The following is a 15201-nucleotide window of genomic DNA, read 5'->3' on the forward strand; positions in this document are numbered from 1 at the left end:
AGTTAAACGCTATAATAGACGCTACCGTAAGGAAAGTTGCTGAATTCTTATACAACAAAGGTGTTTCTCTAATCAAGGTTGGTTATCCAAAGAACATAAGTCAGAAAAGGGTAACTTTCTAGTTGTTAACGTCTGGTCTTACAAACAAGTTATGGAAAAGTTGAGGGATGTTGCCGAAGAACACGGAATAACTGTTAAGTTTGTTAACGAGGCATACACTTCAACCACTTGTCCCATCCACGGCAATGGATGCGGGAAAAGAGTTTCAAGGGGTTTGTTTAAGTGTACAACATCTAACAAAGTATTTAATGCAGACCTAGTTGGTGCGTTTAACATATCCATAATCCTGAGTCCTAATGATGGTGGGATCACCAGAGGGATAGGGATAAGCTGGGGCAAGACCACCCCACTGGTCTATACGTGGACGAGAGGATCGGGGCTGGTAGTACCAGCTAGCTATGATTCTATGAGGGTGAAACGTATGGATCAAAACCTATGAACCGCTCTGAGGGGAACCCTCGCTCTTTAGAGCGGGGAGGAGGTCAGAACAAATAACTCCCCGGTTTTACTGTACAAAAGCAAAGTTTCTCATATTACCATACTCCAATGAATAGAGACACACACTATTTTTCTTACGTTTCCTAATACTTTATCTAACCAAGTTAAATAAGGTTAACACATAAATTATACAAACTCATTATCTTGTTGCGTTAATAAATTTCGGATGAAACATTGCATTACTAGTGTCAGTGTGTAAGGCTAAGAAAATACTACTATTCATGGTATTATCGTTTTTCACACTTTTAACTAATGAACAATTTCTTTTAGCTAACCTATAAAATGAAGTATTCAATAGTGTGAAACAAAGAACATATACAGTAAAACCGGGGAGTTAAACCATCTCTCTAAATTAAAGCATAATGAACTTTCTACCTTTCGGTCACTGCGCTGTTCCATTCTTAAGGTTGGTTTCTAAATCGTCCTGACGTCCTCCCCGCTCTAAAGAGCGAGGCTTTCAGTTGTAATACGTACTATAGAGGAAACGAGGTATTACAATTGGCTATGTATGAAACAAGATTTAACTGAAGAAACGTATGAAACGCTGTGATTAGAGAGACACTTAAGGGCGGTAAAGGCGAGGTAATTAAGGATCCAAAGGTTTTCATTGATCCGATATCTGTATTTACTGAGATTCCATATAGGGAAGAAATAATTAGAGAGACGGCAATAGCGATACGTTATTTCGTGAAAAACGATGTCAGGTTTTCTAATCTTTTTCTAGGTCTTACAGGAACTGGAAAAACCTTTGTTGTTAAGTATATATTAAATGAGATTGAGGAAGTTAAGAAAGAAGATATTGATTACTCTAGAGTTAGACAAGCTTATATAAACTGTAGGGAAGTGGGGGGAACTCCCCAGGCTGTTTTATCTGTTCTTGCGGAAAAATTAACCAACGATATAGTCCCAAGACATGGCATAAATTTGGGTGAATATATAGAGAAGATTAAGGGAGTAATGAGAGAGGATAAAGCCTTAGTGTATTTAGATGAAGTTGACACATTGGTGAAACGACGTGAAGGTGATATAGTACTCTATCAACTTTTAAGGGCTGATACAAAGATATCACTTATTATGATTAGTAACGATATAAATGTAAGGGACTATATGGAGCCTAGGGTACTCTCGTCTTTAGGACCTTCTGTTATTTTTAAACCTTATGATGCAGAGCAACTAAAAGAGATCCTATCAATATATGCTGAATATGGTCTTTATAGAGGAACATATAATGATGAGATCCTATCATATATTGCAGCAATATCTGCAAAAGAACATGGTGATGCTAGAAAAGCTGTTAATTTATTGTTTAGGGCAGCGCAATTAGCATCAGGTGAAGGTTTAGTTAGGAAGGATCATGTGGATAGGGCAATAGTTGAGTATGAACAAGAAAGGTTAGTCGAAGCAATAAAATCGCTTCCATTTCACTACAAGCTTGCACTTAGGGCTGCTGTTGAAAGCGATGATGTTGTTACAGCTCATAAGATTTACGTAGATTTATGTAATAAAATGAAACAGAGACCCCTCTCCTATAGGAGGTTTTCTGATATTCTTTCTGAGCTCGACATGTTTGGCATAATTAAGATTAAGATACTTAATAAGGGGAGAGCTGGTGGAATAAGAAAATATATAGAGATCAATGAAAAAGCAAAGATTTTGAAGGCATTAGATGAAAATATACTTCAAGAAATGGGGTATGAATATGAGTAGAAACTCTTCACAAATACGGTGAGGGGTTATGTTGTGGGAGAAGGTAAAGGAAATAGAAGAAAAGGTTAACAATATACAAAGAGAAAGGGAATCTTTAGAGGAAGAATTAAAGAAGTTACCTGCAGGTCATGTAGATATTAAGAAAGTGGGACGAAATACCTACTACTATCTCAGGTATTGGGATGAAGGAAAATTAAAAAGTCGTTACCTTGGAAAGAATGCTGAGGAAATAAAGAAGCAAATCGATTACTCTATGGATCTTAGAAAGAGAATATCTTTATTAAGAGAAGAGGAAAAAAGGTTACAGAAGGTTCTTGAGAGAATAAAAAACGCGATATATTTATGACCTAACATGCTTACTTATGTCGTCTATCTTTTCTGCTAATTGGAGATCGAGATCTGTAACTCCACCTTCATCGTGCGTAGTTAGCTCTACTATAACTTTATTGTAGTATATACAAAGGTCAGGATGATGGTTCATTCCATTAGCTATAGGTCTAATCATCCAAACAAAGGTTACTGAGTCATCAAAATTTGTAAATTGAAATTCCTTCTTTATCTTGTTTTCCTCATACGTCCATCCTTGCAAATTACTTATTTCTTTTCTTATTTCTTGTTCAGAGAGCTTTGTCATAGATAGAAATGAGAAACGATCTTTTTTAAAAGTTATTATAGAGGTAGTAGATTTTATTATATAATCTACTTATTTATAATATTATATAGTATACAGTCTTAAATTACAATAAAATCAATTTGGAATATAAACCAATAAAGGAGAGAACTTTTAATAAATCTGTTCTTCATAATTGAACATTGTTTCTCTGTGCTAATTGATAATTATTTTCCATATAATTAACTCTCCAATATACTAGAGCTTATATTTTTAAAGTAAGTTTATATTCCAGAAATCATAGAAGTATATTGATATTTATGAGAAGAACTCTTAAGGCAGCTATATTGGGTGCGACTGGGCTAGTGGGAATAGAGTACGTTAGAATGTTAACTGAACACCCGTATATTAAGCCAGCATATTTGGCTGGGAAAGGTTCTGTGGGGAAGCCATACGGTGAAGTTGTAAGGTGGCAAACAGTTGGCCAAGTTCCGAAAGAAATAAGAGATATGGAAGTCAAGCCGACAGATCCGAAACTTATGGATGACGTTGACATAATATTCTCTCCGTTACCCCAAGGAGCCGCAGGTCCAGTAGAAGAACAGTTTGCAAAGCTTGGATTCCCTGTTATAAGTAATTCTCCAGACCATAGATTTGATCCAGACGTTCCACTGCTAATTCCAGAGGTTAACCCACATACTGCTAGCTTGATAGATGAGCAAAGGAAGAAAAGAGATTGGAAGGGATTTATAGTAACAACTCCATTATGTACAGCTCAAGGAGCTGCAATACCTTTGTCAGTTATATTCTCTAATTTTAAGATGACAGGGGCATATGTTACTACAATTCAATCTTTGTCAGGTGCTGGTTATCCTGGTATTCCTTCTCTTGATGTAGTAGATAATATACTTCCTTTAGGAGATGGATACGATAAGAAGACTATAAGAGAAGTAACTAGAATATTAAGTGAGGTCAAGAGGAACGTTGATGAACCAAAGCTGCAGGATGTCTCGTTAGATGCAACAACTCATAGAATAGCGACAGTTCACGGTCACTATGAGGTGGCTTATGTTACATTTAAGGAGGATACAGATGTAAACAAGATAAAAGAGGCAATGACTAACTTTAGAGGAGAACCTCAAGATCTTAAATTACCTACCGCTCCGGAAAAACCAATATTAATAACTGAGGAAGATAATAGACCCCAAGTTTATTTTGATAGATGGTCAGGAGATCCACCCGGTATGAGTATAGTTGTTGGTAGATTAAAACAGGTTAATCAAAAGGGCATTAGATTTGTTTCATTAATTCACAACACTATTAGAGGAGCAGCAGGTGGAGGAATACTAACAGCTGAACTCCTTACAGAAAAGGGCTATCTTGAAAAGTAAGCATAAAAATTTTTTATTTGTTCCTGTTTTATCTACTATTGATCTCAACCTTATCAGAAAGGTGAGGGATTTAAAGGTCTGAGTCATATGGATTATATTGGATTAGCGGAGAAGAGTGGAATAGAAAAACAAGTAGCTGTTTATGTATACAGAAGATTAAACGGCGGTTACTTTATGGGGATCTACTTTGCTAAGCCTCCAGTTTTATACACACTTAGAGATTGGCCGTTTCTCTATTTGAAAAGATTCAAATTATACCCAAAGCTTAGCGAATCAGAATACAATGAGGCATTTCAGCTTCTTTTAACTTTAGATGTGATATCGATTTTAGGATCCTCTGCGCACCTCTTAGGTAAACCTCTTCCAGTTGACGTAGTAAAAACCGAACTCGAATCTATTTACAGTAAAGTAAGGGAATTTAGTATTTCTAATTCCATCTATCCTTACCCAACAATGGGAGACTTTAAGTTAGACGTTGATTATTCTCCTTTTATTTATGATATAATTCAGAAAAGAGAAGAATCCAAAAACGCAGACGAGATTGAAGTGATAGAGGATATAGCCTACAATAGTAATCTAGTAGCAGAACTTAAGTCAAAAAATCCATGGATATCTGCAGTCAATAGAGATAAAATACTAAAAGCTCTAGTATTAGCTGATAAGATGGAAGATTTCTTAAATTATAATAGAGATGTTATAAATTTTATAGCTTCAGAAAAGACACTTTATTTTGATAAAGTGGCAATAGAATCCGGTATAGAGAAAGCAGTTAAAGCGATATCTAAAGATGGGGAAGATACACTCCTAGATAATTCTGATTTTAAAGAGGAAGTAAGTAAAATCCTATCTAAAATAAGAGATTATTCGAATTATCTTTAAGTTATAGATATGAATGAAGTTAAATACTTAGATTGAGGCACTTATTATAATGAGAGTGGTCTACTCTGCATTTGCAGTAAGTTCAGAGAGCGGTTCACCTCTAGACGTCGGGCAACAATTATCTATAGGAATTATAAAGGCCACTGAAGGTCTGAAATTACGTTCTGCAACAATTGTTGGTTGGCCATTCTTACTATTTAAACTAGAAGATACCCAAGGCTTTCTTTGCTTTGATGAAACTGCAAATTTGAGTGTTAATGTAAAAAAAACAATTCTACAGGACTATAATAGGGTAATAGATAGACTTTCATCAATAGATTCAGACCATGAATTTATAGAAACTATTTCCAAGATCCCTTGGGGAGAAGTCAAAGGAGACGAGAATATCGCAATAAGAGGTTTAATTCCTTATGACATTACATCTGTTATTAATAAGCCATCCCCCCAGCTTCCACTTCTTGTTTTAAAGAGAAATATTGATATTTACCAGGTTCAAGCTGAGATAGATGATATAAAAAGAATCTCACAAACTATTGATAATGAGATAAGGAACATAGATAACACAATAGACAGGATTAAGGCAGTTGGGGAGATATTTGCAGGAAAATTAGCAAAATATCAGAATAATGTCGAGGAAAAATTCATGAAATTAATCTCAGCAGAAAGAAGCGGACTGGATAAAGTAGTATCGTCTTTTAAGGTGGATTTATATAGGCAAGTTAAGGAAAAATCTGAGGATTATATAAAGAAAATAGTAGAGATGGAAGGTGTAATTTCAAGAGCAGAATTAGATTATAGATCTGGAAAGATAACCAAAGGTCCATTAAACGCTTTATTACAATCTAAGTCAAAGCTTTATGAAGAATATAATAAATCTCTTGAGCAAGTTAAGGAACCTTACTTTTCCAAAGTGGATCTCATTATTAATAAAATAAAAGAATTAGATGATAGGAGACAACAAGAAATTAATGAAATTAAGCATAAAATAGAAAATATAAGAAAAAATGTAGATTGGGTTATTAGTAATCTAGAGAGACTTAAGGAATCTAAAAGATCTGAACTAGCCTTCATCACAGATATGAGTAGAAGAACTATTTATAATGATGAGTTAATTGAGGTTATAGTGCCTTTCCTGGTTGCAGAGAGGGATGACAGTTCAATAATAGTTTTATCTCCGCAACAGTACAAGGGAAAAGTAAGGTCGATATTTGGGCTTTCCAGACAGGAAATTTCTACTCCAATTTCAAGTTTCATGTCAGTATTTGAAAATGTTCTTATGAAGGAAAGATATCCTGATAACCTTAAGGTTAATAGGGAAGTTATTGCCCAAGGATTAAGAGAATTGTCAGAAGATGGATGGAAAACAAAGAGGAGTTTAGATGAATACTACGTATAATCGTAGTTAGCAGTTTAGCTTAAATTATGATATTTCCAGAAATCTTACATATTTAAAAAACTTAAGACCCATATGTGGGCAGACATAAATTTAGGATCAAAAAAGCATTTGAACGTCAATTTTAGTCAAAAATTTCAAGGCAGATAAATGCCAATGTAAATATCTTCCTAAAGACGTGCTGGTTTCTCCACATCCCTGAGGTATTGGATAGGACTTTCAAGGGTGTGGGAGGGTTACTTCGATAATGGATCGTGAGGATAAAAACCGAGCGTGTAAAGCCTAAGGGTTTTACAGACATGACAATAGGTGTCAGTAAAACCCAAACCCCAGATTAGCTTATAAACAAAATTAAACGACTAAATAAGTGTGAAAACAAGGGAAGTAAAAAAACGAAAGAGTTATCGTTCAGAAAGTATTTCCGCATTTAAAGAAGAGCTTAGAGCTATGTCGTTTGAGCCAATCTATGGTGACTCAGTCAAGGATATCATGATAAGGCTTACAGCAAAGATTCAGGAACTAGCTGAAGGTTATGCATATCAAGTCGAATTTCCTAAAAAGGCTGATATAGAGACTGAAGGAGACGTCTACTACTTTAATTATACTGTAAAAGTAAAAACACCGTTTAGCGTTAAGAAGTTAGGAATCAATGTACAGTATATGATGTTTGACGAAAAGATATGGGTTGGAATGATAACTAAAGTTCAATAGTTTAAGTAGTAAGGAAGAAAATTTTGTTAAAAAATTATTTATGTCTTATTATCCATAGTATTGTTGAAAATAGGACTACTAAAATTAATGTAAGGATCCCATATTCCTCCATATAGTTTATAGAAGTGGGTTTGCTGTTACTTTCGGTTACTTTTTGTTGGTTGTTATCTTTTTTGCCTATAATTTTCCCATTAAATGTTTCATTATGATATACTATTGAATTGATGAGAGTTATTGTTCCATTATCAAGTTTTAGATTATTTATTACAGAATCAATAAATGTTGCGTTATGATTTATTATGGTTGCATTATATATATAGTCTCTATATGCTAAGGTACCATTAAACGTATAGATATAAGTATATGGAAGTAATTCAAATTGTAAGTTCGGAGAAGATGGTAAAACAGAGAGTGATTGATAATTAAGCACATTAGGAAATTGTGTAGGCCAATAAGTAGATGATTCTCCATACACGTAAATCTCCCAATTTCCACTCAATCCTTCTGCAGAATAGCCGAACGGATTAGAGTTAGAGGAAGGTGTAGTAATATAAGCTATCCATGAGCCATTAACGTAATTCAAAGGCGTGGAATACGATACGCTAAGTGAATCAAAAGCTGATTTTAAGTAGTCTGGAACTATAACGGCGGAAAATGTTCCGAATCTAACTGGAGTACCATTAGGATAGGTTATTGACGCTTTTACCTCGATGGTTTGATTTTCATAGACAACTCTTGAAGGCAACATTGTAACATTTACGTTGAGAGAACCTGGTGCAATGTAAATCTGAGTAAACCCACTTCCATAAACTTCATAATTGCTTCCATTATAGGTTGCATAAGCAATAACCTTATAATATCCAGGTTTCATTGAGGGAATGTTAATTTCCTTAATATAATATTCATTATTATCAACTTCAATGGCATTGACTCGTGTTTGATATACTATTCCAGAATTTCCTATAATTTGTACAGTAACATTAGGAGAATTTAGAGCTTCTACAGCTACTTCTAAAGTAAAGTTCTCATTAGACGTAATTGAAGTTGGTTCTGTAAAAACTCCTGGTAATACGATTGGTACTACGTAGGCACCTAGAACAATCTCAGTAAAGCCAAATATACCAGGAATTTTTACCATATCTATACCACCTACTACATTGCTCGTATTGTAATATCCAAGTAAATAGGAACTGTTGAACTTTATCAGTATTCCTAGTGATGATATATTTATAATAGGCATAACTTTTAAGGGAATAGATGTAACTTTTGAAAACGTGTTATCTGTTACATTATAACTTAGAATATCCGCTCTATAACTGTTGGAAGCAGTGGCAGCTGACCCGTTTGGATAAAGTAATTCTACTAGAATTGGAATACTTTCAGATTCTGGATAAATGGCTATTTCTGGCAAGATAAATGAGGCCTGAAGACCAACATCTATATATGTCCCGGAAATCTCAGAACCTTGTGTTACTATTACCTCTTCTTCTCCAGAACCTTGAGCTGTGAAACTACCTATCCAATAAGATCCATTATATTGTAGACTGAATTTAGAGATAACAGTTTTACCGTTGTACACAAAGCCTGTAATTGGTCCAGTACCCGAGGTTTTTACAACTACATGAACAACTTGACCATCTAAATAGGACATATTATTCACCGCTACACACATATTGTTAGCTACGTGAAGCAAATTAGCTAAATAACCGGCATTAATGTATCCTAAACCCGTAACTGGGTTTAACGATGAGTTTGCTGTATACGGTGTATTATATCCTGAGTTAACTTCCTCTATCGCTTTAGTTCCTTTTAAATCATAAATTAATGGATTTATGAAACCTAATCTTCCCTTAATTTCTGTTATCAGGTCAATTATACCTACAGTTGTAGGGGAGGCTACTGACGTCCCACCAACTAAAACGGTCTCTCCATGATAATATAAGACATTTACACCGGTATAAGGATTTGCATCGGCTATGATATCTGGGACTATTCTGTAACCAGAGGTATTTTGATACCAAGGTGCTGGAAAGATTGAACTATATCCACCGGTACTAGCTCCGATGGTACTTTCACCGCTCCAAGCTGTTTGTACAGTATTATTTTGGTTCACGTAGAGGGTTGAACCTCCAACTGCTAGTACATATGGATCTGATGCTGGGAACAGGAGATTTCCATTGGGGAATAGGAAATAGTTATAGCCATTTCCTCCATAATCACCGCTTGCTGCCACAAAAGTAATCCCCTCTACTTCACCAAGCCAATACTCATAGTTTAGCGATTGAATATAGGAAAGAGGAATAATTCCAAGATTTACGTAAAGTTCTGGTATTCCAAAACTCTGACTTACTACATTAACTGAATCTTGCTGATCAATGAACGCAATGTCAGCTGGCAATGGAATGTTGGGATTAGCTACATATAAGATAATACCAGCCTTTGGAGCTATCGCATGAGAGTATTCAACATCTAAAGATATCTCTAATGACCAACCGCTTACTATTCCCTCCTCCGGATTATAAGCCCCAATTGGCTGAACTTGAAGAAATTGGGGACTTGAAATATTATATTCTGAATCAAATTGTTTTAGTTGTGTCTCTATGTAAGGATCACCGTAAAAATCTAACACACCTATTGTTGTTCCAGTACCGTATATTCCTTTAGAGTACAAGTAGGTTACATTATACGCTTTCGCTAAATCATGAGGAGAGATTACATTGTATGCCACAGCCTGAGTTAGATTAATGAGAGTATCTGGTTTTTCTAAAAAAGCCTTAGTAATATTTGTAGCTATTATGTTAGCTCCCGAAAAAGGTGGTTTTCCGAAGAATTGATAAAATGAAGTATTACCTATTTTGTTAATGTAGAATTCTCCATGTAATACATTTTCCAAGATTTTTGCTTTTCCTGTCGCTATTATTACGTTAAGAAATGACGTAACATTTATTCCGTGATTCGCTAGGTAGGATAAATCTTCCTTTAGCTTATGCCTAGGTATAAAGAGATTCTCTATCTGTGTTTTGTTGAGTATTGTATGGTTTTGGACATCCATTTCAAGAGTTTCCAGATTTTTTGGAGGAATAACTATCGCTACTGTGAGAGTTGAAGAAGGAGATATAGTAGTATTATTTATACTATTATTTATATTGTTTGTAAAGAATGGTATAGCTTCAGTCAATAGGATAAAGATAACCAGAATTGTCTTCAGCATGATATCAAGTAGATTAATGCTCTACAAAAATCTTATCCAACCTTCATTTTTACTTATCCAATTAATATTTTCATAATTACTAAAAATAAAAGCTTTATATTCTAACAACGAGAATGAATCTTATGGAAGAAGTATTTAAAATTATTACATCTTTACCTCAGGATTACCTTCTAGATTACTTTAATAACCCGGAAAATATAACCATGGAAATACCTTTCTTTAAATCAATTAAACAAACTAATGAGAATACATATCTCGTGAAAGTCGGCTGGCTAATAAGTGTTGAAACAAAAGTTGTTAAGATAAGGCTAAAAAATAGGATAACTTATATGATGGAGCATAGAGATTTTCCGAGGATAATTGCAAAATTAGATCATAAAATAGAACCCCTTTTTGGCAAAAGCGAACAAACTACCGTAGAAATAACTTTCTACTATAAAGGTCCTTTTGAGAGTCTAGCTAGATCCGAAGCAAAGAAGATCTACAAAAGGATAAGAGAGAAGTTTGATATAATAGCTAAAAAAATAGCAAAACCTGAGATGCAACAAGAAGAGATATCATATATTTCAGGTATGAAGACAATAAATTCTGGTTTGATAGGCAGAGATAATATGGAAATGCTTATAGACAAGGTTATTGTAGAAAGCGTAGACAACGATGTTGAAATTATATTTAGCGATGGAGAAAACGTTGTTAAAATGGTCTTTTCTAAAGGAGATTTAGTGTACAGTGCGGGTTCAATAAATTCACTAAAAGACTCTATAAAATATATAATTAAGAAAAAACAGTAAGTTTATATAAATAAGTTATTAACACTTTAAAAGATAAGGGAATTACTATAATTGATGAAAGGTTTGGTGAGAAATTAATAAAACTGGGGGGTTTGGGTTTTACGGACTTACTGCCATATCCGTGAAGTCCTGAGCTTCACCACTTTCTGGGCCAATACCTATCATAACGATTCACCCATTAGCAGACTAACCCCTCTAATATCTCTGAAAGTCTTATCAAATACTTCAAAGACTAGGGAAAACCAGCACATCTTTAACCTCTGCAGCTCTCGTATAGTATCAAATTCGGGTTTACCTTACTAACCTCAGGGACATAAATTACGATCGTTTTAAAAAGATATATCAAGTGTTTTAGATAAAAAATCGCTACACTTATAAAAATACAATAATTTAAGCAAAAATACTAACGGGTCTATTATCCATTGATAATAATAAATTACCAAAAAGGTTCATCTATCATATATATACATTACCTAACGCCGTTGTCAGCAGTTTCGCTTAAATTGTGACATTTTTATGCATTTCATGATTTTTCACTTCCAACCAAAGTAGTTATATATATTCTAAAAACAATATTATATGTCCCAAATGTGGGTATGTAGACCCGAAGAAGGGACTATAAAAGAGTAAAGGATGGGGGAGGAACTAACCATGTGCGGGTTTCCCCACGCCTAAGGTCTTTGACAAGATCTTCAGGAGTGTGGATGGGGTTATCCCGCTAATGGGGCGCGATGATGAGCTCAGAACGTGGTGAAGCCCCAAGGGTTTTATGGACATAACAATAAATGTCCGTAAAGCCCAAACCCCAAACGTATGAACTTTCCTTACATAGTCGCAAAAAGAATAAAACTTTAAGACCTTAATTTTTGTTTGTTTATTATGTACAAGTTTCCAGAAGATGGAGAGAAAATTCAGTTTAGTGAAGGAAAGTGGATTGTCCCTAATAAACCTATAATTCTTTATGTTGAAGGAGACGGAATAGGCCCTGAGATAGTTAGCTCCACTATAAAAGTAGTAAATAAGGCTGTAGAAAGATCTTATGGAACATCCAAGGAAATCAAGTGGGTTGAGGTTTTAGCTGGAAATAAGGCTGTAGAAAAGATAGGTGACAGATTTCCCAAAGAGACGCAGAACGCAATATTAGATTATAGAGTTATGTTAAAGGGTCCCCTAGAAACTCCAATAGGTAAGGGATGGAAATCCGTAAATGTAGCGATTAGGTTAATGCTTGACCTTTACGCTAACATAAGACCTGTAAAGTACTTTCCGGGAGTCGAGAGTCCCTTAAGGAATCCAGAGAAGGTTAACATGATTATTTTTAGAGAAAATACTGATGACCTATATAGAGGAATAGAGTATCCTTATGACTCGTCTGAGGCCTCTATGATTAGAGATTTTTTAAGAAGAGAATTAAAAGTTGATATAGAGAATGATACTGGAATTGGAATAAAATTAATAAGTAAATTCAAGACTCAAAGAATAACTAGAATGGCAATAAAATACGCTTTACAGAACTCTAGAAAGAGAATAACTATAATGCATAAGGGTAACGTAATGAAATATACTGAAGGATCATTTAGAGATTGGGCATATGAAACTGCTCTTAATGAGTTCAAAGGAACTATAGTTACGGAGGAGGAATTAGCAAAGAATTATTCAGGTAAAATACCGGCTGGAAAGATTTTGATGAACGATAGAATTGCCGATAATATGTTCCAACAAATAATTATAAAGCCAGAAGATTATGATATAATACTAGCACCAAATATTAATGGAGACTATATCTCTGATGCAGCAGGAGCTTTAATTGGTAATATAGGCTTGTTAGGTGGGGCAAATGTAGGAGATTCTGGTGGAATGTTTGAGGCAGTTCATGGTACAGCACCAAAATACGCAGGAAAGAATGTTGCTAATCCTACTGGTATTATTAAGGGAGCAGAGTTAATGTTAAGGTTCATGGGATGGAACGATGCAGCTAATATAGTTGAAAAGTCAGTAAGTGAAGCAATTAACCAAAAGAAGGTAACACAAGATTTAGCAAGATATATGGGTGTTAGAGCACTTTCAACTAGCGAATTCACTGATGAACTTATACAGATCATAGATACATTCTAATGATACTAATGATAAAATAGATATCAACTCATCTTCCTCTATAAAGAATCGGACAATTAATGACTTTCCTTAAAAGTCGAAATTTAGAATATGATTACTTAAAAGAATTCACTTTCTATCTCCTCTTAAAACCTTGGACGACATTATTAAAAAGGAAAATTAACATATAGCACAAAAAAGTTTTTAAATTCTATAACTGATTCCTTTACTTATGAGACTTTACGAACTATCATTCAGTGAAATAGAGGATTTCTTCTACAAGTTAGCTGAACTAAAGGACGTTTTGAGGGATAGAGATCTTTTAACATACTTACCTCAAAGAGAAATACCAGAGGTTGCGCATGGCACTGCCAGAGTAAAGCACGCTTTTCCAATATTTCAGAAAGGAGGAGTTATAATGGACGTTACAAGTGTAGAACAAGCGTCAATAGCAGAAAATGCTGGCGCCACATCAGTTATGGTTCTAGATAAGTTGCCATATGATGTGAGAAAATCTGGAGGAGTAGCGAGAATGGCAGATCCAAAGGTAATTGAAGATGTAATGAGTTCCATTACCATTCCAGTAATGGCGAAAGTCAGGATAGGCCACTATTATGAAGCTAAAGTTCTAGAAGCACTGGGTGTAGATACGATAGACGAAAGTGAAGTATTAACTCCTGCAGATGATGAACATCACATAAACAAGTGGGAATTTCAAGTCCCATTTGTCAATGGAGCTAGATCATTAGAGGAAGCGTTGAGAAGAATAACTGAAGGTTCTTCGATGATAAGAACTAAAGGAGAACCTGGAACTGGAAACGTAAGCGAGGCTGTTAAACATATGAAGATAATGAATAGCGAATTAAACATGATTGCAAGAATGAACGAGGAAGATAGAGTAAAGAAAGCCAGGGAATTCCAAGTTCCTTATGAGCTAGTTGAGCTTACCGCAAAGCTAGGTAGATTACCAGTTGTAAACTTTGCAGCAGGAGGTATTGCAACACCTGCTGATGCTGCTCTTATGATGTGGCTTGGCGCTGATGGAATATTTGTAGGTTCAGGGATATTCAAGAGTCAGGATCCAGATATTAGAGCAAGGTCCATAGTTATAGCTACTGCAGGATGGGAATATCCAGAGGTTGTTCTAGAAGCTCAAAAGATGATTAATGAACAAAAGTCAATGATGGGAATAGATGTAAAGACCTTAAAACCCGAAGAACTTATGCAGGTGAGAGATACATGAAAATAGGTATTTTAGCGTATCAAGGAAGTTTTGAAGAGCATGCTCTTCAAACAAGGAGAGCACTTGATGTCATGGGTTTAGACGGAGAAATAGTTCCAGTTAAGCAAAAGAAGGATTTAGATGTTGACGGTATTATCATACCTGGCGGTGAAAGTACTACAATTGGGATAGTAGCAAGCAAGATGGGCTTGCTTGATGAGCTTAAGGCTAAGGCAAATGAAGGTTTACCTGTCCTTGGTACTTGCGCAGGAGCTATAATGCTTGGAAAAGAGGTATCTGATGCAAAAGTAGGAAAGAAATCTCAACCTCTTTTAGGAATCATGGATATATCGGTAATGAGGAACTACTATGGAAGGCAGAGAGAAAGTTTCGAGGCTAATGTGGACTTAAGTGAGCTAGATGGCGGGATGCAAAGAGTTGTCTTCATAAGAGCGCCTGCAATACTAAAAGTCTGGGGAAATGCCCAATCCCTTTCAAAATTCCAAGGCACATATGTAATAGTTAAGGAAGGTTCATTACTGGCAACGACCTTTCATCCAGAACTTTCCTCAACTACTAAGGTTCATGAGTACTTTATTTCCATGGTTAGAAAATAGTTTTTTATCTCTAATTG

Annotated in this window: 13 protein-coding genes; 11 read left to right on the forward strand and 2 right to left on the reverse strand. The window is 35.1% G+C overall.

Annotation, left to right across the window (positions count from 1 at the left end; genetic code table 11):
- Positions 1 to 151: 151 nt before the first annotated feature.
- From CM19_RS01725 to CM19_RS01735, 3 genes are all read left to right on the forward strand, one after another.
- Positions 152 to 499 (forward strand): zinc ribbon domain-containing protein, encoded by a 348-nt coding sequence (locus tag CM19_RS01725; RefSeq protein ID WP_052349412.1) that lies wholly within the window; start codon positions 152 to 154, stop codon positions 497 to 499.
- Between the two features lie 605 nt (positions 500 to 1104).
- Positions 1105 to 2265: a Cdc6/Cdc18 family protein gene (locus CM19_RS01730; RefSeq protein WP_048098727.1), complete on the forward strand. Its 1161-nt coding sequence runs from the start codon at positions 1105 to 1107 to the stop codon at positions 2263 to 2265.
- 28 nt (positions 2266 to 2293) lie between these two features.
- Positions 2294 to 2611, forward strand: coding sequence for a DUF6788 family protein (locus CM19_RS01735; RefSeq protein ID WP_048098728.1), 318 nt, complete (start codon positions 2294 to 2296; stop codon positions 2609 to 2611).
- Here the strand turns inward: CM19_RS01735 and CM19_RS01740 are convergent.
- A complete protein-coding gene (locus tag CM19_RS01740) occupies positions 2606 to 2899 on the reverse strand; it encodes a 4a-hydroxytetrahydrobiopterin dehydratase (RefSeq protein WP_048098729.1) in 294 nt (97 codons plus the stop codon). The two genes, CM19_RS01735 and CM19_RS01740, sit on opposite strands and share 6 nt — an antisense overlap.
- 296 nt (positions 2900 to 3195) lie before the next feature.
- Between CM19_RS01740 and asd the strand changes: the two genes are divergently transcribed.
- From asd to CM19_RS01760, 4 genes are all read left to right on the forward strand, one after another.
- The gene (gene asd / locus CM19_RS01745) at positions 3196 to 4266 is read left to right on the forward strand and encodes an aspartate-semialdehyde dehydrogenase (RefSeq protein ID WP_048098730.1); all 1071 of its coding nucleotides are present in this window, start codon (positions 3196 to 3198) and stop codon (positions 4264 to 4266) included.
- An 87-nt stretch (positions 4267 to 4353) separates the two neighbouring features.
- The gene (locus CM19_RS01750; protein WP_048098731.1) at positions 4354 to 5145 is read left to right on the forward strand and encodes a hypothetical protein; all 792 of its coding nucleotides are present in this window, start codon (positions 4354 to 4356) and stop codon (positions 5143 to 5145) included.
- Positions 5146 to 5194: 49 nt separating this feature from the next.
- Positions 5195 to 6541: a coiled-coil domain-containing protein gene (locus CM19_RS01755; protein ID WP_048098732.1), complete on the forward strand. Its 1347-nt coding sequence runs from the start codon at positions 5195 to 5197 to the stop codon at positions 6539 to 6541.
- Between the two features lie 360 nt (positions 6542 to 6901).
- Positions 6902 to 7249 (forward strand): hypothetical protein, encoded by a 348-nt coding sequence (locus tag CM19_RS01760; RefSeq protein ID WP_048098733.1) that lies wholly within the window; start codon positions 6902 to 6904, stop codon positions 7247 to 7249.
- 34 nt (positions 7250 to 7283) lie between these two features.
- Here the strand turns inward: CM19_RS01760 and CM19_RS01765 are convergent, their stop codons facing one another.
- Positions 7284 to 10460 (reverse strand): S53 family peptidase, encoded by a 3177-nt coding sequence (locus CM19_RS01765; protein WP_048098734.1) that lies wholly within the window; start codon positions 10458 to 10460, stop codon positions 7284 to 7286.
- 122 nt (positions 10461 to 10582) lie between these two features.
- On the opposite strand from CM19_RS01765, the gene CM19_RS01770 reads away from it, so the two are divergent.
- The 4 genes from CM19_RS01770 to pdxT all read left to right on the forward strand — a co-directional run bounded on the left by CM19_RS01770 (position 10583) and on the right by pdxT (position 15184).
- Positions 10583 to 11251, forward strand: coding sequence for a hypothetical protein (locus CM19_RS01770; protein WP_150111352.1), 669 nt, complete (start codon positions 10583 to 10585; stop codon positions 11249 to 11251).
- A gap of 879 nt (positions 11252 to 12130) precedes the next feature.
- On the forward strand, positions 12131 to 13366 hold the full coding sequence (locus CM19_RS01775; RefSeq protein WP_048098736.1) for an NADP-dependent isocitrate dehydrogenase: 1236 nt from the start codon (positions 12131 to 12133) through the stop codon (positions 13364 to 13366).
- A gap of 211 nt (positions 13367 to 13577) precedes the next feature.
- Positions 13578 to 14588, forward strand: coding sequence for a pyridoxal 5'-phosphate synthase lyase subunit PdxS (gene pdxS / locus CM19_RS01780; protein ID WP_048098737.1), 1011 nt, complete (start codon positions 13578 to 13580; stop codon positions 14586 to 14588).
- Positions 14585 to 15184, forward strand: a complete 600-nt coding sequence (pdxT, locus tag CM19_RS01785; protein WP_048098738.1) for a pyridoxal 5'-phosphate synthase glutaminase subunit PdxT — start codon at positions 14585 to 14587, stop codon at positions 15182 to 15184. Before pdxS ends, pdxT begins: the two co-directional genes overlap by 4 nt.
- Positions 15185 to 15201 lie beyond the last annotated feature (17 nt).

It is taken from the genome of Candidatus Acidianus copahuensis, assembly GCF_000632495.1.
Lineage (GTDB): Archaea > Thermoproteota > Thermoprotei_A > Sulfolobales > Sulfolobaceae > Acidianus > Acidianus copahuensis.